Origin of the sequence: Desulfitobacterium metallireducens DSM 15288, assembly GCF_000231405.2 — a bacterium.
Classification (GTDB): domain Bacteria; phylum Bacillota; class Desulfitobacteriia; order Desulfitobacteriales; family Desulfitobacteriaceae; genus Desulfitobacterium_A; species Desulfitobacterium_A metallireducens.
Genome location: NZ_CP007032.1, coordinates 237,406 through 261,919 on the forward strand (window position 1 = coordinate 237,406; position 24,514 = coordinate 261,919).

Below are 24,514 nucleotides of genomic sequence, written 5' to 3' on the forward strand. Positions count from 1 at the left end.
AAACCTACTATTCTAGTCTCTCTGTTTTGACATCCAGTAATTCTAAAATAAAGATAAACAAGGGTACTCCAAAGAGAAGCCCCCAAATTCCAAAGAAATGTTCAGAGATAATAAGAATAACAAAGGTAAGAAAAACGGGAATCTTAGTCTTCATGCTCATAAGTTTAGGGTTTAGAATATAGCTTTCCAAAGCATGAAGGACAAGAATAAGCCCAATGACATAAACAATTTTGACAAAGCCCCCGAGATTATATGCGACAATACTCAAGGGGATAAATGAAATGATGACTCCGGCTACAGGAATAAGCCCCAGCACAAAGATCATAAAACCTAGTCCTACAACTTGGGGGAATCCTAAAAAGAAGAGAAAGATGACCGAAAGAATTGAATTGATAAAGGAAATCAGGATTTGTACTTGCATGACTTTCCCAAAGGAATTGAGAAAAGACGCTCCAATTCTCTCATAAAATTTAATGGCAAAATGGAGGCGGCTCTGTTCAAGATTATGAACGAATTTGAGCAAGGATTCTTTTTCCAGGATGAAAAAGAGACTTAGAATTAAGGCGATAAACAGATTTAAGCTAAATGACCAGATGCTGCTAGCCGTGTGGAGAAGGAGAGTGCCTCCGTCTTTACTATAGGATTGAAATGCAGATTGGGCCATATTGATTATTCGGGGATCAAATTTCCCCGGGTAATTGTCTATCTTAAAATTGCTGAGTTGCATCCCAATCGAAACTAATTCCCTAATTAAAACCGGAATATATCGTGATAAGAGTAGGCTCACGGTAACAATAGCTAGTAAATACAGGGACAGAGTAATTTCGGTTCTGTTTATATTTAGACTTTTCATCTTCTGGAAGAAATAATTTTGAATACTATAAAAGACAAATGAAAATAGAAAGGTTAACAAGACTAAATTAACCATATCCTTTAACAGATACGCAATGGCGAACAGGATTCCAATGGATATTAACCCTTCTAGAGTATCTTCACTTTTTATTTTGTTTAAAAACATTATTCGTCTCCCTACGCCCTTTTTCGATTGATTATACCATAATAATAGCTTAATTTTGTGTTTAGCGTTAACATTTAATGATGTATTTATGAAGATTATTACTGGAAAGATACCAGCGGTTTGGCATGATCTTTGCAATAGGTTAATAATACTTATACGCTTAGAACACAAAGGAAAAGAAATGGGTGATTAAAGGAGGAGAGTGAGGAATGGATCTGTCACAACGTTATTCACGAAACCGGCAAACAATCTCTGAAAAAGATCAATTAAAGCTTGCGTCCTCAACTGTGGCCATTATCGGATGTGGTGGGCTGGGTGGCTATATCGCTGAGGAGCTGACGCGTTTAGGAGTGGGACATCTCATTCTTATTGATGCGGATCGCTTGGAGGTCAGTAATTTAAATCGTCAAATTATGGCGACCGAGCTGAATCTTGGGGAATGGAAAATTGAGGCTGCTCAAAAACGATTATACAGTATTAATTCAGAAATAAAGGTTGACCTAGTGAAAGAATGGTTTGATGAAAATAATGGCGCAGATCTGTTACGTGAGGTAGATCTCGTTTGTGACGCTTTAGACTCGTTACCTGCTCGAGTCGCTTTGGAACGAGTATGTCATAAAATGAATATTCCTTTGGTTTTTGCAAGTATTGCAGGGTGGTACGGACTCTTGGGTGTGAGTCTTCCGGGAGATTATAGTGTAGCTCAGCTTTTTAGCCGTGGAGGAGAACGAGGCATTGAAAGGACGTTGGGAAACCCCGCTTTTACACCCGCGGTTCTGGCGAGTCTTAGTGTCGCTGAAGCAGTAAAAATTTTAATGGGGCTTCCGCTTTCTTTACGCCACGCCTGGTTACAGGTTGATCTGCTGTCCATGGAATTTGAACGGTTTGAAATGACAATTTGAAAGAGAGAGGGTTATAAACTTCAGCCCCCTGCAGAAAGAAATCGAAACCGGAAAGCTTGAACCATATGTAAAACAGCTTCCTCATCCGCTTCAAAGGTGATATGGACGACAGGAAGACGAATCGAACCTAAATTGATGGCTTGTTCCGCACCCAGATGAATTTTCCAGTTAGGCCCTTGAATATGCTCTGAAGAAGTTAGATTTCCTCCCAAGGCTAGAAAGTAATCAAGAAAGAGCTGACGTTTTATTCCGCGCATTTCAAGGGTTTGCGTATAGTGATACATTCTAACCTCCCTATTATTTTCCTCATAACTTGAAACGTTTTCTCATCTCATGATATGATTATGCCATAAAATTGCTATGATTAGGTGTCATCGTGGAAGAATGGAGGACTATTCAATGGAAGCGGATATGGATAATCAGAATCAGACGCAAATTCCGGTGGTATCGGTGGTCGGGAAATCGGATGTGGGGAAAACAACGTTACTTGAGAAGCTTTTGAAAGAATCTAAACGGAGAGGGTGGCGGGTAGCCACTGTAAAGCACGATGTGCATGGCTTTGATATGGACAAGCCTGGTAAGGATACTTGGCGGCATGCTCAGGCGGGTGCAGATATGGTTGTTATTTCATCTCCAAATAAAATTGCAATTTTAGAAAGTGTAGATGAAGATAAGTCTTTAGATGAAGTTCTCAGTCGAGTCCGTGGAGTAGATCTTATTTTTACAGAAGGCTATCGGCGAGCGAATAAGGCAAAGATAGAGATTTTCCGTTCTGAAGTGTATCAAGAACTGCTTTGCGAGCCGGAAGAGCTCATGGCGATCGCAGCCGATGTTCAACTCAATAACGGAGTTCCATGTTATGGGTTAGATGATGCTAAAGGACTTTGTGATTTAATTGCAGAAAAGTTCAACTTAAGATAATCTATCAAAAGCCAAGCTCCACACCACTTTGTTCTTGAAGTGATGTGGAGCTTGGCTTTTGATGACTCATTCTTAACTATATATTAATATTCATTTCTTTGATCTTGCGGTATAACGTATTTCGCCCAATGCCTAAGATTCGGGCTGCGGGCGCGATTTTGCCCTGGGTTTGGGCGAGTGCATCAATGATCGTTTGTCTGGTTTGTTGAAACAGGAGAGCATGGGTTTCACAGGGTTCGGACTCAGTGAGGGAAAGGGTTCTTAATTCCAGGGGCAAATCGTTGAGCGATAATATCGGTGTATTTGCTAGAGCAACCATGCCCTCAATACAGTTCTCTAATTCGCGAACATTCCCAGGCCAGGAATGGGCAAATAAATAGGGGTAAACCTCTTCCTCAACTTCTAAAAGGGGCCGGCCAAGCAATGCACAAGACTTTTGGATGAAATAGGGCACGAGTTCACGAATATCTTCAAGACGTTCACGAAGCGGGGGTAGTTCAATGGAAATCACCTTGAGGCGATAGTACAGATCAAGGCGGAATGTTTGGTTGTCAACCATGGTATTGAGGTCTTTGTGTGAGGCAACGATAACGCGGACATCAATCTTATGTGTTTTTGTATCGCCAATCCGGGTAACTTCCTTTTCCTGGAGTACCCGAAGTAGAGCAACTTGTGCGGTAAGTGGCATATCGCCAATTTCGTCTAAGAAAATTGTGCCTTGGTTAGCAAGTTCAAATTTGCCAAGCTGTCCACCTCGGCGAGCTCCAGTAAAGGCGCCGTCTACATAACCAAATAGTTCGCTTTCCAGGAGGGAACCCGGTAAGGCCGCACAGTTCAGGGCGACAAAAGGCCCTTGTTTATGAGGACTCAGTTTATGAATCATTTGGGCAATGATTTCTTTACCCGTCCCACTCTCGCCTTGAAGAAGAATTGAAGAATGGGTTAAGGCTGCCCTTTGGACCTTTTCTAGAATCTGACGAGACACTGAACCACTTCCAACCCATCCTGCAGCAAAATGCTCTGGGTTAAAGTTTAACTGCACAGTGCCAACTGCACCTAAAGATTTCCCTGATTCATCGGTTATTGGTTTGAGCTTAGAGATGATCTCGTTACCTGCTGAGTTTTTAGATTGAAAATCTAATTCCTTTTGATTCAGAATCCAGCCCTTTGGGGTGCTAAAGACCTCTTTGACCTGCTTGCCAATCACGTCTTCACGTTTTCGACCGAGCAGAGAAGCGCCAATAGGGTTAATGTCGGTAATGATTCCAGAGTAATTAATGGAGATAAATCCTTGCTGGAGTAATTCAATTGCTAACTTCGCGCCTTGCTGATAGAAGCTGAGTTGGCGATTAATATCTAGAGAACGCAAATTTTGCTCAATCATTTTTGCTCCCAGCATGGCGATTTCCAAAATGCGTTCTTGGTTGTTTCCAAATTCGCCACTAATATCGATGACGCCAAGGGTATCCCCTTGTATTCCTGTGATGGGGGCAGCGCAACAGGTTAGAAAATGATTTTCTTTAACATAATGTTCCCAGCCGGAGATGGAGATAGGGATATTTTCCGTAAGTGCTGTACCAATCGCGTTCGTGCCCTTCACGTCTTCACGCCAATTTACTCCCGGGGATAAATGGATCCTTTCCGCTTTGTTGACAAAAGGGCCATCTCCTTTGGCTTCAAGAATAAACCCTTTCTTGTCACTAAGAAGGACATGATAATTCGAGGTTACTAGAAGTTGAAAAATATAAGGTAATACCGGTTCAGCGGCACGAATTAAGTCCTCTTGGGAATCTCGCAGTTCACGTAAGTGAGGCGTTGATAGAATCATATTTTGAGAGATATGTGAGCGATTAACGTTATAGTTCAGACTTCGTTGCCAAGAGCGATAAATAACGGGAGTGACGTCAGTTTCAATTAGTTTACCGTTAAGAAACTTGTCCCAATGTTCACTCATAACATATTCTCCTTATCAAAATCCGACCTATAGCTCTTATTCTATAAAGTCAGAATATCACAATCATTTGAGTGAAACAACATCCTAATTTAGCATAATTCATGATTATTAAGACAAGTGTTCCAAAAAAGAGCATAACGATACAGTTAACTGTATCGGGAAAGGACAACCTGAATAAAGAAAAGAAGGGTAAGAACCGCTAGATCCAATTGTTTATATTGGCATAATTTTTGCAATATATAAAAATAACACTGAAGAAGTTTAAAGAGCTAAAAGGAGGAAAAGAAATGGGCGGTTATACCGGGAAAATTTTACGGATCAATTTAACGGATAGAACGAGTAATACTGAAACTTTAAATCTAGAAATGGCTAAAAAGTACTTGGGTGGGCGCGGTCTCGCTGGTAAAATGTATACGGATGAAGTGGCAACGGATGTGGATCCCTTTTCACCTGATAATAAACTATTTATTGCTACAGGTGCACTGACGGGAACGAATGCACCGACCTCGGGTCGTTTTATGGTGGTAACAAAATCCCCTCTTAATAGTACGTTAGCTTCCTCGAATTCCGGAGGATTTTGGGGACCCCAACTTAAGTTTGCAGGATACGATATGCTCATCTTAGAAGGGGCAGCATCTACTCCTGTTTATATCTCCATTAAAGATGATCAGGTGGAGATTAAGGAAGCTGACCATCTTTGGGGAAAAGATGTTTATGAAACTTCAGCGCTTCTCAAGCAAGAGTTCGGAGATGATCAAGCGAAAGTCTTAACAATCGGTCCTGCCGGTGAGAAGCTATCCTATATGGCTGCAGTCATGAATGACCTTTATCGCGCAGCAGGACGTAATGGCGTCGGTGCTGTTATGGGATCCAAAAAGGTTAAAGGAATCATCGTCCGGGGTACAGGAAAAGTGGAAAATGCAGATCCTGAGGGTATGAAAGCCGTTCTTACTGATGTATTGAAGAAAATTCGGGAAAATGGAGTTACAGGCCAGGGATTGCCTACCTATGGAAGTGCCATCTTGGTTAATATTATTAATGAAAATGGGGTTTATCCTGTTAACAATTTCCAAGAATCGTATGATGAGGATGCTGATAAAATTAGTGGTGAGACAATGACGGATAAGCATCTCATTAAAAAACATCCATGTTATCGTTGTCCCATTGCTTGTGGACGTTATTGTAAATGGGATGAAGGTGAAGGAGAAGGCGAAGGCGCGGGTCCTGAGTATGAAACGGTATGGGTTTTTGGTTCGGACTGTGGAATTCATGACTATGATGCCATTCATCAAGCGAATGACCTTTGTAATAAGTATGGATTAGATACCATTTCTGTAGGGGGAACGATTGCAGCCGGAATGGAGTTATTTCAACGGGGATATATCAAACCTGAGGAGTTGGGTGGAACTCCTTTAGAGTTCGGAAATGTGGCAGGAATGGTTGAGTGGGTTCGGAAAATCGCTTTTGCGGAAGGTTTAGGCGCCAAAATGGCCTTAGGTTCTTATCGCTTTGCTGAAAGCTATGGTGCTCCCGAGCTATCGATGTCAGTTAAAAAACAGGAGCTTCCGGCATATGATCCACGCGGTGTACAAGGGCAAGGATTAGCGTATGCAACGAATAATCGTGGGGGATGCCATGTCCGCGCATATATGATTTCGCCGGAGATCCTTGGGCTTCCTGAAAAAATTGATCGTTTCGCGATTGAGGGAAAAGCAGCTTGGGCCAAGATTTTTCAGGATCTTACTGGAGTCATTGATTCAATTGGTCTTTGTCTCTTCTCTTCCTTTGCCCTGGGGCTATCGGAATATACCCAACTTGTTAATGCTGTGACAGGGTTCGGTTATTCTGAAGAAGAGCTTCTGCAATGTGGAGAACGAATTTGGAATAACGAACGCCTTCATAATTTGCGTGTGGGTTATACGAAAGCAGATGACAGTCTACCCAAACGGTTACTTGATGATCCGATTGTAGATGGACCTTCCAAGGGACAGGTTAATAGACTCGAAGAACTCTTGCCGGAGTATTATAGTGTTCGCGGGTGGGATGAAGAGGGAGTGCCTACTCCTGAGCATCTCAGTGCCTTGAACATGTAATATTTTTGTGAAAATTGGTTAAAATTTATTGGAGAAGTAAAAGAAAGAGACCTTACGAGGTCTCTTCTTTTAAAGGAGAAACTGTTCATGAATGTGAAAATTAAGCTCTTTGCAACGTTTCGAGAGGGACGATTTAAGGTGGAAGAGCGAGAATTCCCGGAAGAAAGTCAGGTCGGGGATGTTTTGCAATCCCTAGGAATAGCTCCGGAAGAAGTGGCTATTTGTTTAGTAAACGGACGGGATGCAAAGGAAGATCGTATCTTGGAAGAGGGGGATACCCTTTCGCTTTTCCCACCAGTCGGAGGAGGATAATGAACTCACAAGTTTTCTTTATCATCTGCGTCTCTAGGATAATGCGTTAGGAGATAATTTAATCGAGCAGATGAAAGGTGTATTGAATATGGGAAGTCGTAGTGAATTATTTAAGGTTAAAACTTTAGCGGAGGTAGCTGAGACCCTGAAACCGTATGTTCAGTCCTTTTATGAACGAAGCGAAGAAGTTTCGTTAACGGAGTCTTTCGGCCGAATCTTAGCTAAGGATATTAAAGTGACTGCTCCTGTACCCCATTATCGTAAATCAACGGTGGATGGCTTAGCTGTACGAGCAAGTGATACATTTGGTGCCAGTGAGAGTATGCCTGCTCTCATACAGTGCCTGGGAGAGGTCTACATGGGAATTGCTCCCGTGGAATCGCTCAAACCGGGTGAAGGAATGCTTATTCCAACGGGAGGAATGCTTCCTGAGGGTGCAGATGCTGTTGTTATGGTTGAGCATTTAGAAGATTTCGGACAGGGACTTTATGGAGTAGGCAAGCCGATCGCTCCGGCGGAGAATTTGATTGATATTGGGGAAGATTTGAGTGAAGGAGAAGTTATTATCTCTCGGTTTACGAAAATTCGCCCACAGGAGATGGGGTTACTCGCTTCTCAAGGCGTAATTTTCGTCCCTGTTCTTCCTCGTTTTAAGGTTGGAATTATGTCTACAGGAGATGAGATTATATCCCCTGAGGTCAATCCAGCTCCCGCTGAGTCTCGAGATATCAATGGGTATACTTTGTTAGGTCAGGCCTTAGAGGCGGGTGCCGAGGCAAAGTATTATGGAATCGTGAAGGATGATGCTGAGGAATTACGGCAAATGCTTCAAAAGATGATAAAGGAAAATGATGTGGTCATCCTTTCCGGTGGTAGTTCGGTGGGAGTTCGTGATTTTTCAGCGCAACTTATTGAAGAACTGGGGAAACCAGGTTTGTTGTTCCATGGTTTAGCTCTTCGTCCGGGGAAACCCGCAATCGGTGGAGTCGTCGACGGAAAATTAATCTTTGGCTTACCTGGACATCCCGCTTCAGCTATGGTTGTGTTTGACTGCGTGGTTCGCCCGTGGCTGGATGTTTCCGTTTTGAGAAATCAAAGCTATCCTGAACCTGAGGGCACACTGACCCAAAACATCTACTCAGGGAGTGGACGAGAGGAATTCGTGCGTGTTCGTCTTTTACCTGACGGTAAAGATTGGCGAATTGAACCGATTCGCGGGAAATCAGGCCTGATTCGAACAATGGTACTCGCTGATGGAATTGTTCATATTGATTTAGATACCGAAGGAATCGAAGCTGGTAAACGCGTGAAGGTTCGCATTTTGCGTTAGGTCGAAACTCGGATATAAACCTGAGGAGGAAAAGGATAAGAGATGGAACGTCAGATTTATTTGGAGAATAAAGCCTGGCAAGAGGCGTTAGAACTGATGATGGGAAGGCTCGCATATACATGCTTTCCAGAGAATGAGAAAGTTGATGTGCGGAAGGCATTAAACCGGGTCACGGGTGAAACAGTGAGAGCGAATCGGAGTTCACCTCATTATCCTGCTTCAGCTATGGATGGTTATGCGATTCGTGCGAAAGATACGTTTGGAATATCTGAACGCGAACCGCGTTGGCTTAAATGGGAAAGTGAAGCCATTCAGGTCGATACCGGAGATCCACTTCCAGCTGACATGGATACGGTTGTCATGTTGGAAGAAGTATTGGAACAAGGTGAACAAGGAATTCTTCTTCAAAATTCCGTTGTTCCCTGGGATAATGTGCGCTCTGTAGGCGAAGATATTGTTGAAGGTGAAGTATTACTTCCCGTGAATCACCGAATTCGTCCTCAAGACCAAGGAGCATTGATCGCAGCTGGAGTTTTGGAGGTAACCGTGCGACGGAAGCCTCGTGTCGGGATTCTTCCCACCGGTGATGAAATTCGCAGTCCAGGGACCCCTCTTGAGGTGGGGGATATTGTGGATAGTAACTCGACTGTCCTTACTTCTCTCGTTGAGGAATGGGGAGGCGTGGGCACGATTTGGCCAATCACCGCTGATCGCCCTGAAAAATTGGAAAATGCCTTGCTGGAAATGGCGGAGTCTCAGGATATTTTAGTCTTCATTGCAGGGTCTTCACAAGGACGGGATGATTATACCTCTCGGATCATTGACAAATATGGGGCAGTTTATCTTCATGGGGTAGCGATTAAGCCCGGAAAACCTGTTATTTTGGGAGAAGTCCATGGCAAACCTGCGATTGGAATTCCTGGTTATCCCGTATCAGCCTTTATTACGGCTCAGCTTTTCCTTGAGCCTTGGGTTAAGTATTTACTTGGGTTCATAAAGAAAACCCCTTTGACCTTAGATGTTGTTGTGACTAAGAAGGTGTTTTCCAGCCTTGGCAGTGAGGAATTCGTGCGTGTTAAGGTGGGTAAAGTTGGAGAGCGTTGGATAGCAACACCCCTTAATCGCGGAGCGGGCGTAACGATGAGTCTTGTTCGTGCTGATGGTATCCTTCGTGTTCCTCGTTTGCAGGAAGGGTATCATGAAGGAGAGACGGTTCCTGTCGAGCTTTTGCGGCCGGTGGAGGAACTTGGAGAAACCCTTGTTTGCATTGGATCTCATGATTTAGCGATTGATATTTTAAGCAGTTATCTTAAAGCTCGAGGCAAAAATGAATCGATTGCCTCAGCCCATGTTGGTAGTTTGGGTGGAATTTTGGCGCTGCGTAAGGGAGAAGCGCATTTTGCGGGTATCCATCTTCTCGATCCGGAGACTGGGGATTATAACCGTTCTTACCTTGAACGGCTTTTACCCGGGCGGGATATTGTCTTAATGAATTTGGTTTATCGTACTCAGGGTTTGATGGTTGCCAAAGGGAATCCGCTAAATCTTACAAAGTTAGAAGATTTGGCTCGCTCGGGAATACGCTTCATCAATCGTCAGGGGGGTTCTGGAACGCGAGTGCTTCTTGACTATTTGTTGAATCAAAAAGGAATCTCCAAGGAAGACATTCTCGGTTATGAGCGGGAAGAATTTACTCACCTTAACGTTGCCGTCGGGGTGGCTTCAGGGTCTGCTGATGTTGGTTTAGGAATCCAGAGTGCAGCTCAATCGTTGGGGCTTGATTTCGTTCCAATTGGAGAAGAGCGCTATGATCTTGCCATCCCGGCGGAATATCTTGAAGATTTAAAAATGCAAGCGCTGATTTCAATTGTTCATAATGATGCTTTTAAAGAAGAAGTATTGAGTCTCGGTGGATATGATGTCCGAGATATGGGAAAATTTATTCGATGAGAAGATAAAACTTAAGAAAGGAGGTACTTATCAAACGTGATAAGTACCTCCTTTCTTAAGCTTTTGGGCGTTCCAATTTGGAGCAGTGTTCAGATACGAATGTTCAAGTCTAGAACAAATTTTTAGGATATGATTTAAAGGACGTTGTACTAAAAAGTACGAAAACTGATTTATCTGAGTTTTTATAATATAAGATTATTTCTAATTATTTTTATAATTGGCATACTATTTGCAATAATATTAGGCTAAACACTCTATAAAAAAGATTGAGGAGGAAATATTATGAGCGTTGTTCATCAAGTCTATGGGTATTTTATGCCAACGGTTAACCTTATGGGAGCGGGCGCTGTCCAAGAAGCAGGAAAACAAGCGAAGATTTTAGGTGGAAAAGTTGCTCTTTTAGTGACAGATGATTACCTAAACAAAGCAGGGATGGCAAAGCAAATCGCGGATATTATCGAAGCAGAAGGAGTTAAGGTTGTCATCTACCCTGGAGCGGAACCTAATCCAACAGATAAAAATGTTCATGATGGAGTTGCGGTCTTCATAAAGGAAGGTTGTAATATGATTGTCTCCCTAGGTGGAGGTTCTTCTCACGATTGTGCAAAGGGAATTGGACTCGTTACAGGAAATGGCGGCGAGATTCAAGATTATGAGGGAGTAGATCAATCCGAGAAGCCTATGGTGCCGATGATCGCAATCAATACAACGGCTGGGACAGCCAGCGAGATGACTCGTTTTTGTATTATTACGGATAGCTCGCGCCATATTAAAATGGCGATCGTTGATTGGCATACGACTCCAAACGTCTCCATCAACGACCCCTTGTTAATGATGGGAATGCCAGCTTCTTTAACGGCGGCGACAGGAATGGATGCGTTAACTCATGCCGTCGAAGCTTATGTTTCAACAGCAGCTACACCTGTTACGGATTCGGCGGCCTTGATGTCTATGAAACTCATCAGTAAGTACCTTCGGCGAGCAGTGGCCAATGGTAATGATTTCGAAGCACGGGATCAAATGGCCTACGCACAATTTATGGCTGGAATGGCCTTTAATAATGCAAGCCTAGGGTATGTTCATGCGATGGCTCATCAATTGGGAGGATTTTATAATCTTCCTCATGGTGTATGCAATGCTATTCTTTTACCCCATGTCTCTCGTTATAACCTCATTGGTAATGTTGAGCGTTTTGTAGATATTGCGGAAGCATTGGGTGAAAACGTCCAAGGTTTGTCATCACGGGAAGCAGCTGAAAAGGCATTGACGGCGATTGCTACGTTGTCGAAGGATGTTAATATTCCGAGCGGTCTTACAGAGCTCGGTGTAAAAGAAGAAGATCTCAAATTGATGGCTGAAAATGCAATGAAAGATGCGTGCAGTTTGACAAATCCACGGCTGGCTAAATTAGAAGATGTTATTAAAATCTATAAAAATGCATTTTAAGGATTAAGTTTTTAGGGTAGAAAAAAGCGGACCGAAGTTTAAACTTCGGTCCGCTTTTGCACTCAGGAGCTGGATTGATCTGAGATTGAGTTTAACCTTCTGGTATTACGCCAATACGAAAGAAATTGATCCACCTCAGGGGTCTGAGGTGTTGCTAGAAGTGTAGCCGGTTCAGCATCTGCGACAATCTGTCCTTGAATTAGAATTAACGCTCTTTGGGTCAACCGTTCAATGTCTTCAAAATCGTGACTGACGATGACCGTCGTGACTTGGGTTGAATGAAATATCTTTACAAGATCGGTTCTTAAGCTTTCCTTGGTCGGAGCATCTAAAGCAGAGAACGGTTCGTCTAGAAAGAGAACGTTTGGATTTAAGACTAAAGCCCGCGCTAAACTGACCCGTTGGGCTTCTCCACCCGAAAGAGAGCGGGCAGGCTGTTTCGCAAGATGGACGATTCCAAATTGCTGAAGCCAATAATTAACGCGTTCCCGGATTTCGGATTTAGGAACAGAGCGGATTTTTAAGCCGATCGCAATATTTTCCCAAACACTGGTGTTGAGCAAAAGAGCGTCTTGAAAGGCAATGGCAATTTTGCGTCGGATCTCCAGGGGGGCTAACTTAGGGATTGTTTGTCCTTGAAACCACAGTTCACCAGAGGTTGGAGGTTCGAGAAAAGCGAGGATTTTAAGCAAGCTGCTTTTCCCTGACCCATTCGGACCGATGAGCCCAAGACATTCCCCTGGATGAAGCTCAAATTGAATATGTTCGAGAATAGCTTTCTCGTTTTTGTGCCAACACAGGTTTTGCGCTCTCAGCATCAATCTATGCTCCTTGATTTTTTTGCTGAAGATGAGTTAAAAAGAGGGTTACGAAATAGGACAGTAGACATAAAATAATGCTTAAGGCAATGGCAATATCAAAGTTTCCTTTGGAAACTTCAAGCACTGTCGCCGTTGTTAACACGCGGGTCTGGCCTTTGATGTTTCCCCCGACAGCCATTGAGGCCCCCACCTCAGAAACGACAGCTCCAAAACCGGCAATGATCGCTGCCATAATTGCAAACCGAACTTCTTTCAGGAGAAGCCAGAGATACTGTAGGCGAGTGGTACCGAGTGCTTTGATTTGGAGCCTGAGTTTCGGATCCGTTTGTTGTAGAGCGGCGCTGGTTAAGCCGATAACCAGCGGAGAAGCAATCACAGCTTGGGCAATGATGATTGCGATCGGGGTATACATAATATTTAAATAACCAAAAGGACCGGACCGCCAAAGAAAGATGGAGACCCAGAGCCCTACAACCACAGGGGGAAGTCCCATTCCTGCATTCACTAGACTTAAAATGAATTTGCGTCCTGGGAATTCTTTTAATGCAAGTATAATGCCTAGAGGAATGCCGATGAGAAGGCTGATGAGGGTTGCAGTTCCTGAGACTTTAAGAGTTAAGAAAGCGACTCCTAAAACCTCAGGATCACCAGTCGTAAGAAGGCGGAGGGCTTCAAGAATCCCTTGTCCGATCATTTCCATTGAATTTCCGCCCCTTCCCCCTTAATTATTTACCTACTTACCTAAATCCTCCATCTTTTTACCTGCATCAGGGAAGAAGAGGGATTGTCCAAATTTATCCTTACCAAAGTCACTGATGATTTTTTGGGTATCTGGTGCGACCATGAAATCAACGAAGGCCTTAGCTCCATCGGCATTTACTTTCGGGAATTTTTCAGGGTTGACTTGCATCACGTGATAAATATTAAGAAGGGAAGCATCACCTTGGAAGAGAATTTCAAGTTTTAGATTTTTTTGTGTGGAAAGATAGGTAGCGCGATCAGTAAACGTATAAGCTCCTTTATCTGAGGCAATCGTTAAAGTTTGTCCCATGCCAGTACCACTTTCTTGGTACCATTGTCCAGCAGGTTTGATGTTGGCTTTGGTCCAAATGGCTTTTTCCGCTTTGTCTGTCCCAGAATCATCACCGCGGGAGATAAAAGTAGATTGGCTAGCTGCAATGGCTTTATAAGCGTCCATTGAAGTCTTCGCTTCTTTGATCTTCGCAGGGTCATTGGCTGGTCCAACTAAAATAAAGTCATTATGCATGACGAGGTTATAATTAATTGCAGTTTGATTATCGACAAGTTTTTTTTCTGAACTTGGAGCGTGAACCAAGAGAACATCGGCTTCTCCTTTTTCACCCATGGTGAGAGCTGCACCTGTTCCAACAGCAACTGTTTTTACTTTATAACCGGTTTTCTTTTCGAATTCAGGGAGGAGAACATCCAATAGGCCGCTATCCTGTGTACTTGTCGTCGTCGCAAGAATTAAATCCGGATTGGCTGGAGTCGGGGTAGCGGCGGCTTGAGGTTGAGCAGGCTGACTTGTACCGCAACCAGTTAAAGCAAGCATGAGAATCATAAGGGTAACTAACAGGGTGGAGAAGGTTTTACGAGATGTAATCTTAGAAAACATAAATCTAACTCCTCTCTTATTGGGGTAATTTTTTATATCATTTACTTATTAGATATAAAACGTATTTATGAATGATTCTGTTGGGTTAGTTTTGATATAGAATTTTTCCTGTCAATGAGGTATCATACCCGACTTGACGCTCAATCGCGTTATGAAAGGCGGGAGATTTTAAAATCGTCAAGATGTGTTGCAAGGCTTCAGTTGGCATTTTTTCGGGTAAAAGGACAAGATCATAGCGCTCGTGAAAAAGCGGGATGAAATCGAGCCCCATTCGGTGTGCTGCAGATTGGACCCCGATGCCTACATCAGCTTGGTTATTAGCGACACAGCTCGCGATATCCATATGAGTATCTACTTCTTGAGTATATCCTTGAATTTCTGCGGGTGTAATTTTGGCCTTATTTAAGTAAGAATCCAACTTGAGCCGTGTCCCCGAGCCTTTTTGACGATTAACAAAACGTAAGCCCTTTTGAGTTAAATCTTCCCAGGACTTTAGTTTCCAAGGATTTCCGGGTTGGATAATAAATCCTTGGATGCGTTGAACCAAGTTGATGAGGGTGACGGGTTCACCGGGTATGACATAATGGATATAGGGAAGATTATATTCCTGAGTGTTTTCATCCCAAAGGTGGATTCCAGAAATTTGGGCTTGATTATGGTAAAGCGCCATTAGACCTTCCATGCTTCCTTTAAATTCTAAATGGAGTTCAAAGGGAGTAGAAGCATGCTTCCAGAAATCAGCAAAAAGCTCGACGACAGGATCATGGCTGCCGATAAAAACTAAATTATTCAAAGGCGTTTCGCTCTTGAAATTCGAAGTTGGGTTTATTGAGTTTGAATTTTGATCTGTTGGTGGTACTTGGTTCAAATCAGGATTTTCTGGTTCAAAAGTTTTAGTTGTTGGATTATTATTCTGATCACTTCGATGAAGGGAGTTGAATAACGTATCAGGATCTATTCTGATTTGTCGTCCAATTCGTTGTGCAGGAATTTCTCCGCGTTTAATTAATTCATAAATCGTATATTTGGAAACTTTAAGGAGTTGAGCGGCTTCTTCAACCGTAAGCGGAGAAGAACTTTCCATGAAATAATCCCCTTTCGTTCAGACATTTTAAGCTTAAAGCAGAATTGGGAAATAATCAAGAGAAATGTGGGAAAATCATGAGCTTTAGTATGATGTAGTTGTGTTTGATGAGAACTAATATGACTCCATAATGTTAAGCTGAGTTGGAGTTGAGTAATATAAAGTTCATGGAAAGTTCACTTTTTCCTCATAGTCTTACCACATCTCTCCGTTATTCTATAGATACAATCTTTTTCCAAAAACCCTCCTTCCTATTATACCTCCTTAGGCATAACTGCTTAGGGGGGATTTATTTTTATAAGGGTGTGCAAGATAAGAGATTTAGCAAGAGGATTTTAAGCGTGTGTAGAGAATTTAAAATTTAGATAGAGAATCAATTGAGAAGAGCTTAGATTTAGGAGGAGAGAAAAAGATGGAATTTTTAGAGATCGTACAAAAGAGAAGAAGTTTGCGTTCATATGCATCCACTCCGGTGAAACCGGAAAAGTTAAACTACGTTCTGGAGTGCGCCCGGTTGGCTCCCTCCTGGAAGAACCTGCAGTGCTGGCGGTTTATTATTGTTAAGGACCTGGAAACGCGTCAAGCTCTAGCGGAAACGATGACGGAAGCGAATCCTGGCCGAAAAGTGCTTGTGCAAGCACCCATTGCAATTGTTCTTTGTGCCGTACCTAGTGAGTCAGAGGTATGGGAAGATAAGGATTTCATGATGCTTGATGCAGGTTTGGCCATGGAACATCTCGTATTAGCAGCTACTGAGCAAGGGTTGGGAACCTGCTGGGAAGGGTGGTTCCATGAGGATAAGGCGCGTGAGGCTCTCAACATCCCTGAAGATGTGCGTGTGGTTGCATTTACACCGCTAGGATATGCGAGTGAAGAGAGAAGACCTCGGCCACGGAAAAGCATCGATGAAATTGTTTTTTATGAAAAATGGAAATAGCCACATCACTTAATATACAGGGAACAGTTATCCCTTATGAAGAACGTAAGAATTCTCGTTCAAAACGTTTGAGCCTTCGCATTGGACGAGACAAGGTGAGGGTAACCGCACCCTGCAAAGCGACTAAACGAGAAATTCGAGAATTTGTCGAAGCTAATCAGGACTGGATACTAGCTCACTGGGTAAAAATTCAGGAGGAGTTACTCAATATTCCTAAACGGCAATATCAGGATGGAGAGGCTTTATCCGTCTTAGGTCAGAGTCTTGAACTTAAGATCATGAAAACAAATCAGAAAACGATGAGGCTGCGTTATCTTAAGGAAGAGAAAAAAATCGAGATTCGGTTACCTGAAGGGATTGCCCTAGAAAATCAAAACGAAGCAACTCGGGAAATCTTAGGTCAGTGGTTGAAGCGAAAAGCTCGTGAAGTTTTCCAGACTAAATTAGATCAAGTAAGTGCTCAAATGGGTGTAAGTTATAAGGCATTTCGGCTCAAGGAACAGAAAACACGATGGGGAAGTTGCTCCAGTAAAGGGAACATCAATTTAAATTGGCGAGTCATCCTAGCGCCAGAGCAGGTCATAGATTATCTGATCATACATGAGTTAGCTCATTTGAAGCATATGAACCACTCCCCCTCTTTTTGGGACGTTGTGGGTCAATATTGCTCAGACTATGATGTTTGCCGCCATTGGTTAAAGGTGAATGGAGATAGGCTCACACTTTAAGCGCAAATGAGTAACGTAAGATGGGAAAACTTGGAACAAGATAGGAAGAGGAACGTGGACCATCAATATTCGTTGGGCGATCTTTTAAATGATATAGGTGTACCTATCACAAAAGGAGATTATGTAGAACATACCAGCAAACCGGGTGTGCCTTTGCTTGTTGTGCGGGGGCCTTACCCTTCAAAGCTGGGTAATCTCTGCCTTGATGTACGTGAGCCTAAGGCAAAAAAAGCGTCAAGGGTACAGTTAGAAAATGTGTACAGAGTTTGATCCGTTCAAAGGAGTATATATGGCAAGCGAATACTCGTATCTTGTAACGACTCAAGGGGTAAAGGTCTTTTATTGTGAGGAACATCCCGATCAAGAAAAGGGAATAGTTATTATTAGCCACGGGTATGCGGAGCATTCTGGATATTATCTGGGCTTAATGCAGTTTTTGGTAGAGCACGGCTATGGGGTCTATGCTTTAGATCATCGTGGACATGGTCACTCCGAGGAAGAACGGGGGCATCTTGAGCAATTTGAGTTTTTCTTAGAGGATTTAGATGCTGTGGTGAACTTTATTCACGAGAAGCATCCTATGCTTCCCCTTTATATGTTTGGTCACAGCCTGGGAGGCCTCATTGCGTTCCATTATGGAATTTTATACCCCGAGAAACTGGAGGGACAGATTTTTACGGGTGCGGCGGTTGGGAAACCCGTGGGAACTGCGATGATCCCCGATTTTTTATTCGAATTCCTCAATAAATACTTCCATCGATATAAGATTTATCAGGTCCTTTCCCAGCGAGCGACCCGTAATCTCGAAGTTCAAAAACATTCGAAGTCGGATCCGCTGCTCCTTGAATATGCTACTGTGGGCTTTTACTATGAGTTTATCTATCGCGGAGTTAACGCGGCTAAACGGAAAGTAGAAAACTATCGGTTACCCTGCCTTTTCTTACATGGACGAGCTGATCGAATTATTCCTTATCAGTCTTCAGCATATATTTTTGACCGGATTTCCTCAGAAGATAAAGAGCTTAAGTTTTACGATGGACTCTATCATGAGCTGATTCAAGAACCCGAGCGAGAAATTGTTTGGAAGGATATTTTGAATTGGCTTGAGAATAGAGTATGGCGAAATATTAGTTAAAAAGCATGAACCTGGTTTATACATTTAGACCAGGTTCATGCTTTTTTCGACCTTATAGAGAAAGAAACAGTGAGTTGCTATTTTTGCGAGTCCTTCTTTTTCCCATTGCCTGAGTTAAACCAGGAATCGAAGGAATTCGAGTCAAGACCGAAGCGTTTGAAGAGACGATCTTTCCAATTCTGTGAGGGTGTTTTCTCGGAATTTTTATCATTTTTATTTTTGCTATTATTCTTTTGATCTCCAAAGGAGTCAAATGGGTTGGATTGCCAAGGGTCTGTATACCCTAAGGGGACTTCAAAGTTTGTTATGGGAGCAGTCTTCAAGGCTTTAGAGAGTACTTCGCGGAAAACACTAGCTGGCTCAGTTCCTCCAGAGGTTGAGAGATAATGGTTGCGGTCGGTTTTATCATAGCCCATCCAAATGGCGGCGGTAAGTTCAGGGGTATAACCCACGAACCAGACATCTTTAGAACCCTTTGTAATTCCAGAGAATTCTTGAGTGTGGGGAAGTTCTACGGAACCTGTTTTACCTGCAGTAGGTCGTCCTATTTCGGCATTTTTACCCGTTCCATTATCGACGACGTTTTCTAAAAGCTGGGTCATGGTATAGGCGTTTTGAGGACTGGTCACTTGCACTGATTCCGGTTCCATTTGAGCAAAGACATAACCCTCTTCAGAGGTGATTTTAGTAATTGCATAGGCTTTATTCATCGTGCCGAGATTGGCGAACGTTCCGTAAGCTTGAGCCATTTGTAAGGGAGAAACTCCGTCCGATATTCCACCAAGCGCAAGACTCAATGTCTTGTCTTTCTCTGTGAGAGGAAGGCCTGCCTTTTGACCAAAGGACAGGCCTGTATCCAAGCCAATTTCGTTTAAAAGCCAGACTGCAGGGATGTTCCAAGAATATTGAAGAGCTTCCTCCATGGTCACTTCGCCCCGGTTTTGATAATCATAGTCCTGAGGGGTGTAACCATTGATGCTGAGGGGCCCGTCATAGAGTTGAGAGAAGGGCGTATACCCTTTCTCCAGGGCTGGACCGTATACGGTTAAGGGTTTAATTGCGGAACCTGGTTGCCGTTTAAGTTGAGTGGCATGGTTAAAGGAACGAAACGCGCTTTCCCCACGGTAACCGACGAGTCCTCGTATTCCTCCAGTATGCTGATCAAGAATCGCTATCCCACTTTGGACGCTTTGATCTGATTTCCCAGAAGGAAAGTACTGGTCATTTTTATACACTGTCTCTGCTGCGAGTTGAACCTTTGGATCCATTGCAGTATAAATTTGCAACCCGCCGGTTAGAAGCTGATCTTCAGTAAAACCGTAGCGTGAGATCGCTTCCTCAATCACACAATCGACATAGGGAGCAAATTTTCCAGAGAGATTATTGAGTGATCCTTTACGGAGGGTAATCGGAGCAGAGCGTGCCCGTTGATATTCAGCGTCAGTGATATTGCCTTGGTCGTTCATTAAAGAAAGGACTAGGTTGCGACGTTCAAGGGCTTTTTCTTTATCGTTTAGTGGAGAATAGATGCTCGGAGCCTGAGGTAGTCCTGCGAGCAGAGCTGACTCTTCCAAGTTGAGGCCTTCAACGTTTTTCCCAAAATAATACCGAGCAGCGTTTTGAATTCCCCACTGGCCTTCCCCAAAATAAATTTGATTAAGGTATTCTTCAAGGATTTGATCTTTGCTCAAGGTGAGTTCGATTTTAAGGGCATAAGCGGCTTCGGTAATCTTTCTGCTGATCGTTTTATCCGAAGGTAAAAAGAGGTTTTTGGCTAGTTGCTGGGTAATCGTACTTCCCCCTTCGGAAAAATCACCCGTTTGTAAATCACGGGACAAAGCGCGCATGATTGACCAAAGATCAACTCCATTGTGTTCATAAAAACGTCGATCCTCTGTATCAATGACTGCGTCACGCAGCGTTTGCGGAACTTTTTCAAGCGAAACGGGGTCAATTTTTGAGGAAGAGAGTTCAGAAACCTTATCCCCATTTTGATCATAAATATAGGTCGGTCGAGCCAGTGGACTTTGGAGTTTGCTGACATCTAAAGACAACATCCATAAAGTGAAGGAACTGGAACCGAGGATAAAAAGAAGGAGGACAATTAATGAGAACCCTTTCCAAAACTTTGGCTTTCGCCAAAACTGAGAGGAATAAATTGGATGGGTGATTCGCCTCAGAAAGGCTTTAATATCCTCTAGCAAACTTTTCAAGGGTTAACCTCCTTTGATTGATTACAGTAATTATACGGTTAGATATCCTGCCTTATGGGGGTGGGGACTTGATAGAGGACTGATTTTTCACCGATGAGTTGAATTCCGTGGACAGGGATGAAACCACTTAACTGAGTTTGAGAGGCCTCTATGACACTCAGGCTGAGGTGAGCGAGTGGGAGTTTTCTGCATTCTTCTATTGTGAAGAAACCGATTTGACTCACTTCTTCGAGCTCAGGTTGTAATTCACCCGCGATGTAGCGGAGAATAAAAACCATATATAAGTCATGTTTATTCCCAGGACGGTCGCGCAAGGCAATTAGGGAAACAGGTTCTGTTTCGAGTCCCGTTTCTTCCTGAAGCTCGCGGACGATAGCTTCGGATATGCGCTCTCTTTGATCAACAAATCCTCCGGGAATCGTCCAGTTTCCTTTGCCGGGATTCTGAGCTCTTTGAACGAGGAGAACTTTATTTTCGCGCCAAACGATTCCCCCAACGCCTAAGGAGAATTCTCCCCAATGTACAAAAGAGCAATCTGGACAATACGGGTAATTCTGTTTGGAAAATTGACCTTGGATTAAGGGTTTGCCACACTGGGGGCAAAAGTTATAGGTGATGATTGGATGTGACATAGTGGTCCCTTCCTTTTTATACTCAATAAAATTAAGTCTCGGGGTTAAGAGGGATTAGATGCTGGAAGTTTCGCACAGCACGTTGATAAAGGAAAAAAGCGAAAATGGATATTCCGATAAAACTTAATGCGAGAATCCAAATTATTTGTCCGCCCCAATAGTCAAAAACTAAGCCTCCAAATAAGGGGCCAAGTACCCGTCCTCCTGAGGCAGCCCCAGCAGCAATCCCTTGATACGTTGCGGCTTTTCCTTTCGGTGCTATCTGAGCAGCGGCAGCAGGGACTGCAGGAAAGATGAGCATTTCACCTAGAGTTAAAACTAGCATGGCGAGAAGGTACGAATAATAAGGAAATTGAGCAAGTAAGATGACAAACGAGATTCCGATTAAAAGACACGAAAGGTAGAATTGACGAGTAAAGCTGTGAGCCCAATGTCGGATGATCCACTGGATAAACGGTTGTAAGGTGACGATAAAGATCCCATTCAGGGTCCAGAGGATACTATATTGAGGTAAGGAAAAACCAAGTTGAGTCATGATAACGGGTAAGACAGTGGGAAGCTGGATATAGGCAGCCCAGACCATTAGGATTCCACCGCTGAGGGAGAGAAGAACGGGAAAACTAAGATCATGGCTTAAAGTTTGACGGGATCGCCTTGAAGTCGCATTTGTATTTACGCCATTTTTTGCAGGAACTCCCACGAGGATGAAGATAAGATAAATAGAAAAAGCAAGTGCATTAAAGAGGAATATTAATCGGAAAGAGTAATTAGCGACAACCCCGCCTAGAGCGGTGCCGACTGCAACTCCCGCATTGTTGAATACATAGAGAAGATTAAAGCCGCGCCGTCCCCCTTCAGGCCAAAGCTGAGAGATCAGGGCATTGAGCGGGACAAAGATAAAAGCAATGGAAAGCCCGAAGCCAAGTAGCCCGGGTGCATAAACCTCCCAAACAGGGAAGCGTGCAATGAGTCCTAACGATATGATGGCTCCAATAAAGCCAAAGTGCATCATTCGCATTGCTCCAAAGCGGTCAGCTAGAAATCCGCTGACAAACTGGCCGAGAAGTGTAGTCAAAGCTTGAGCAGATATGAGCATGCCTGCTTCTGTAAGCGTTCGACCGAGAACATTATACATAAAGAGACTATTTAAAGGCCACATCAATGAGTTTCCAGTGGACTGGATAAAACCGCCTAGAACGAGGATAAGGACAGGAGGGGGAATTTCTGATTTTTGCAAGTATGTAGCTAGTCTATTTATTTTCATGATCAACATTCCCATTTCTAAATTATTAACATTCTCATAGTAAGTTAAAATATATCACATAATATAAGTTGTTCAGAAGGGAAAAATTAAAAAAGAGTAAATAATCATATTTAAGATTAAAGATGGGGGGTATTTCCGTGGAATTTAGCAAAACCCAAACCTTTCAAAATCTGGCCAATGCTTTTGCTGGTGAATCCCAAGCTCGGAATCGCTATACTTTCTTCGCGAGTATCGCTAAAAATGAAGGCCATCAATTTGTTCAACAGGTGTTTGAATCGACGGCGGATAATGAAAAAGAGCATGCCAAAGTCTTTTACAAGCTCTTAAACGCCCATTCTCAGGGAGAAACAAATGGATTTCATGTTGATGCGGATTATCCGCTTGTGTATAAGGATACTTTGACGAGCCTCAGAGCGGCAGCTGAAGGGGAGCGTGAAGAATGGGAAGTTATTTACACAAAAGCTGCAGAGATTGCGGAGCAGGAAGGGTTTAAAGGTATTGCCCTTGTCTTTCGAGAAATTGCTGAAGTGGAAGAGCATCATATGAAACGTTTTGAAGATTTGGCAGAGAAACTCGAAAAAGGAACCCTTTATAAAAAGGAATCTCCAACCACGTGGAAATGTACAAATTGCGGCTATGTTCATGAAGGCCCTGAAGCTCCCGATACCTGTCCAGCCTGTAAACATCCCAAAGGATATTTTCAAGAGCTTCCGCAAGACTATTAACGGATCTCGCTCGAAGGTTCAGAAGATACAATCTCTTCTGAACCTTTTTAACTTAATTAAGGGTAATAGGTGTTATAATATATTTGAATGGTATTATTTAGTAGTGCGTATTGATAATTTGATGGGTTCTAATAAAAAACGAGAATAGGGGCTCAGGTATGCGTTCACTTCGTCAACAGATATTGTTTTCATTGATAACTTCGTTATTGCTTCTGGCGACTAGCTTTATTCTTATTTTTGGCTCTCATATGCAAGAAAGGGCGATTTCGGCAGCCATTATCAAGGCCCAATCGGATTTGGCCACCTGTACGGAAATAATTGATCTCCAATATCCCGGAGATTGGAAAGTAGAGAACGGGTCTTTATTTAAGGGAAAAAAAGAGATTGCCTTTAATAATAATCTCGTGGATTACTTATCAACGTTAACAGGTGATACGGTGACTGTCTTTCTTAATGATACACGCGTTGCGACTACAGTGAGAAGCTCGGATGGGGAAAGAGCACTTGGAACAAAAGTTTCGGATGTTGTTGCTCAAAAAGTCCTTAAAAATGGTGAAGTCTTCTTGGGAGAAGCTAATGTAGTTGGTGAAACCTATCAAACAGCTTATGAACCGATTCGAGATGCTTATGGGAACATCGTAGGGATGTTTTATGTGGGGATCTCACGGAGTTATACGAAAGATCTTATCGTTAATTCTCTTTGGCAGACTGCTGCCATTGGTGGAGGAATAACTCTTCTTGTCGGAATACTGGCTTGGCTTTTTGTCGAAAAAGTGATTATTCGTCCTCTTCGAAACATTACCCTTGGGACACGGGATTTGGCGACAGGTCATGTGACAGAAAAAGTGGATATCTCTGGTCCTAAAGAGATTGGAGAGTTGGCTTCGGCATTTAATCAGATGATCGAACGATTGGAAAATGTCACTAAAGGATTAGAGAATCAAACGGAAATTCCTGAGAAGGGACAAGAAATCGGGATAGAGAATCAGGTAGAGGTGACAGAGACTGGTCATACTTCAGAGATTAGTCCTGAAGAGACGTGTTTTGAACAAGCCGTACTAATTGAAGCACAGAATACGTTTATAGAACATGAAAGATACTTAAGTGAGCATAAATTACCCAAAGGTTTGAATAAAGAAACACTGAAACAGATTACTCATTTCTTCGTCGATCAACAGGGTTTTGTTTCAGCAGAGGAGGTTGCTGAAGGGGTAAAATTAACCCGAGTAACGGTAAGACGGTATCTCGAGTTTTTGGAAGAGAGAGGATTATTGACCTCAAAATTAAAATATGGGACGGTCGGTCGCCCGGTTCGTATTTGGTCGACTAAAGAAAACCTGGATTAATGAGTTTAGAATAAGTAAAATCCTCAAAGGCTTGTGAACACAAGCCTTTTCTTAATTTACATAACCT

The 24,514-nt window shown here is 42.9% G+C and carries 23 protein-coding genes; 13 read left to right on the top strand and 10 right to left on the bottom strand.

Going from position 1 to position 24,514, the window contains the following annotated elements:
- Positions 1-7: 7 nt before the first annotated feature.
- The gene (locus DESME_RS01065) at positions 8-1,018 is read right to left on the bottom strand and encodes an AI-2E family transporter (RefSeq protein WP_006716273.1); all 1,011 of its coding nucleotides are present in this window, start codon (positions 1,016-1,018) and stop codon (positions 8-10) included.
- A 209-nt stretch (positions 1,019-1,227) separates the two neighbouring features.
- On the opposite strand from DESME_RS01065, the gene DESME_RS01070 reads away from it, so the two are divergent.
- Entirely contained in the window at positions 1,228-1,920 is a 693-nt protein-coding gene (locus DESME_RS01070) for a HesA/MoeB/ThiF family protein (RefSeq protein ID WP_006716274.1), read from the top strand.
- A 20-nt stretch (positions 1,921-1,940) separates the two neighbouring features.
- Here DESME_RS01070 and DESME_RS01075 read toward each other — a convergent pair whose 3' ends face one another.
- Positions 1,941-2,204 carry a MoaD-like domain-containing protein gene (locus tag DESME_RS01075; RefSeq protein ID WP_006716275.1) on the bottom strand — a complete coding sequence of 88 codons (264 nt, stop codon included), beginning with the start codon at positions 2,202-2,204 and terminating at the stop codon, positions 1,941-1,943.
- A 115-nt stretch (positions 2,205-2,319) separates the two neighbouring features.
- Here DESME_RS01075 and mobB point away from each other — a divergent pair, with 115 nt between their 5' ends.
- Entirely contained in the window at positions 2,320-2,841 is a 522-nt protein-coding gene (mobB, locus tag DESME_RS01080) for a molybdopterin-guanine dinucleotide biosynthesis protein B (protein WP_006716276.1), read from the top strand.
- Between the two features lie 76 nt (positions 2,842-2,917).
- Here the strand turns inward: mobB and DESME_RS01085 are convergent, their stop codons facing one another.
- Positions 2,918-4,795: a sigma-54-dependent Fis family transcriptional regulator gene (locus DESME_RS01085; RefSeq protein WP_006716277.1), complete on the bottom strand. Its 1,878-nt coding sequence runs from the start codon at positions 4,793-4,795 to the stop codon at positions 2,918-2,920.
- Between the two features lie 287 nt (positions 4,796-5,082).
- Here DESME_RS01085 and DESME_RS01090 point away from each other — a divergent pair, with 287 nt between their 5' ends.
- From DESME_RS01090 to DESME_RS01110, 5 genes are all read left to right on the top strand, one after another.
- Complete coding sequence (locus DESME_RS01090) at positions 5,083-6,888, top strand: aldehyde ferredoxin oxidoreductase family protein (protein WP_006716278.1); 1,806 nt, start codon at positions 5,083-5,085, stop codon at positions 6,886-6,888.
- An 87-nt stretch (positions 6,889-6,975) separates the two neighbouring features.
- On the top strand, positions 6,976-7,200 hold the full coding sequence (locus DESME_RS01095; protein WP_006716279.1) for a MoaD/ThiS family protein: 225 nt from the start codon (positions 6,976-6,978) through the stop codon (positions 7,198-7,200).
- Between the two features lie 88 nt (positions 7,201-7,288).
- Positions 7,289-8,530, top strand: coding sequence for a molybdopterin molybdotransferase MoeA (locus DESME_RS01100; RefSeq protein ID WP_006716280.1), 1,242 nt, complete (start codon positions 7,289-7,291; stop codon positions 8,528-8,530).
- 42 nt (positions 8,531-8,572) lie between these two features.
- Positions 8,573-10,480, top strand: coding sequence for a molybdopterin biosynthesis protein (locus DESME_RS01105; RefSeq protein WP_006716281.1), 1,908 nt, complete (start codon positions 8,573-8,575; stop codon positions 10,478-10,480).
- A gap of 282 nt (positions 10,481-10,762) precedes the next feature.
- Entirely contained in the window at positions 10,763-11,926 is a 1,164-nt protein-coding gene (locus tag DESME_RS01110) for an iron-containing alcohol dehydrogenase (protein ID WP_006716282.1), read from the top strand.
- A gap of 62 nt (positions 11,927-11,988) precedes the next feature.
- Here DESME_RS01110 and DESME_RS01115 read toward each other — a convergent pair whose 3' ends face one another.
- From DESME_RS01115 to DESME_RS01130, 4 genes are all read right to left on the bottom strand, one after another.
- Entirely contained in the window at positions 11,989-12,744 is a 756-nt protein-coding gene (locus DESME_RS01115; RefSeq protein ID WP_006716283.1) for an ABC transporter ATP-binding protein, read from the bottom strand.
- A 4-nt stretch (positions 12,745-12,748) separates the two neighbouring features.
- Positions 12,749-13,447, bottom strand: a complete 699-nt coding sequence (locus DESME_RS01120) for an ABC transporter permease (protein WP_006716284.1) — start codon at positions 13,445-13,447, stop codon at positions 12,749-12,751.
- Between the two features lie 33 nt (positions 13,448-13,480).
- Positions 13,481-14,383: an ABC transporter substrate-binding protein gene (locus tag DESME_RS01125; RefSeq protein WP_006716285.1), complete on the bottom strand. Its 903-nt coding sequence runs from the start codon at positions 14,381-14,383 to the stop codon at positions 13,481-13,483.
- A gap of 85 nt (positions 14,384-14,468) precedes the next feature.
- A complete protein-coding gene (locus DESME_RS01130; RefSeq protein WP_006716286.1) occupies positions 14,469-15,467 on the bottom strand; it encodes a substrate-binding domain-containing protein in 999 nt (332 codons plus the stop codon).
- Between the two features lie 412 nt (positions 15,468-15,879).
- Here DESME_RS01130 and DESME_RS01135 point away from each other — a divergent pair, with 412 nt between their 5' ends.
- The 4 genes from DESME_RS01135 (at position 15,880) to DESME_RS01150 (ending at position 18,267) form a co-directional block, all read left to right on the top strand.
- A complete protein-coding gene (locus DESME_RS01135) occupies positions 15,880-16,404 on the top strand; it encodes a nitroreductase family protein (RefSeq protein ID WP_006716287.1) in 525 nt (174 codons plus the stop codon).
- On the top strand, positions 16,395-17,132 hold the full coding sequence (locus tag DESME_RS01140; protein ID WP_006716288.1) for a M48 family metallopeptidase: 738 nt from the start codon (positions 16,395-16,397) through the stop codon (positions 17,130-17,132). The genes DESME_RS01135 and DESME_RS01140 overlap by 10 nt, the downstream gene beginning before the upstream one ends.
- Before the next feature lie 72 nt (positions 17,133-17,204).
- On the top strand, positions 17,205-17,402 hold the full coding sequence (locus DESME_RS15980; RefSeq protein WP_167998817.1) for a hypothetical protein: 198 nt from the start codon (positions 17,205-17,207) through the stop codon (positions 17,400-17,402).
- A gap of 19 nt (positions 17,403-17,421) precedes the next feature.
- Entirely contained in the window at positions 17,422-18,267 is an 846-nt protein-coding gene (locus tag DESME_RS01150; RefSeq protein WP_006716290.1) for an alpha/beta hydrolase, read from the top strand.
- A 77-nt stretch (positions 18,268-18,344) separates the two neighbouring features.
- On the opposite strand, the gene DESME_RS01155 is transcribed toward DESME_RS01150, so the two are convergent.
- From DESME_RS01155 to DESME_RS01165, 3 genes are read right to left on the bottom strand one after another with little or no spacing between them, the layout of a single operon-like run.
- Positions 18,345-20,471: a transglycosylase domain-containing protein gene (locus DESME_RS01155; protein WP_242837436.1), complete on the bottom strand. Its 2,127-nt coding sequence runs from the start codon at positions 20,469-20,471 to the stop codon at positions 18,345-18,347.
- Positions 20,472-20,518: 47 nt separating this feature from the next.
- Positions 20,519-21,112, bottom strand: a complete 594-nt coding sequence (locus DESME_RS01160; RefSeq protein WP_006716292.1) for an NUDIX domain-containing protein — start codon at positions 21,110-21,112, stop codon at positions 20,519-20,521.
- 31 nt (positions 21,113-21,143) lie between these two features.
- Positions 21,144-22,376, bottom strand: a complete 1,233-nt coding sequence (locus tag DESME_RS01165; RefSeq protein ID WP_006716293.1) for an MFS transporter — start codon at positions 22,374-22,376, stop codon at positions 21,144-21,146.
- A 137-nt stretch (positions 22,377-22,513) separates the two neighbouring features.
- On the opposite strand from DESME_RS01165, the gene rbr reads away from it, so the two are divergent.
- Positions 22,514-23,101, top strand: coding sequence for a rubrerythrin (rbr, locus tag DESME_RS01170; protein WP_006716294.1), 588 nt, complete (start codon positions 22,514-22,516; stop codon positions 23,099-23,101).
- A 158-nt stretch (positions 23,102-23,259) separates the two neighbouring features.
- Positions 23,260-24,447, top strand: a complete 1,188-nt coding sequence (locus DESME_RS01175; RefSeq protein WP_006716295.1) for a cache domain-containing protein — start codon at positions 23,260-23,262, stop codon at positions 24,445-24,447.
- Positions 24,448-24,514 lie beyond the last annotated feature (67 nt).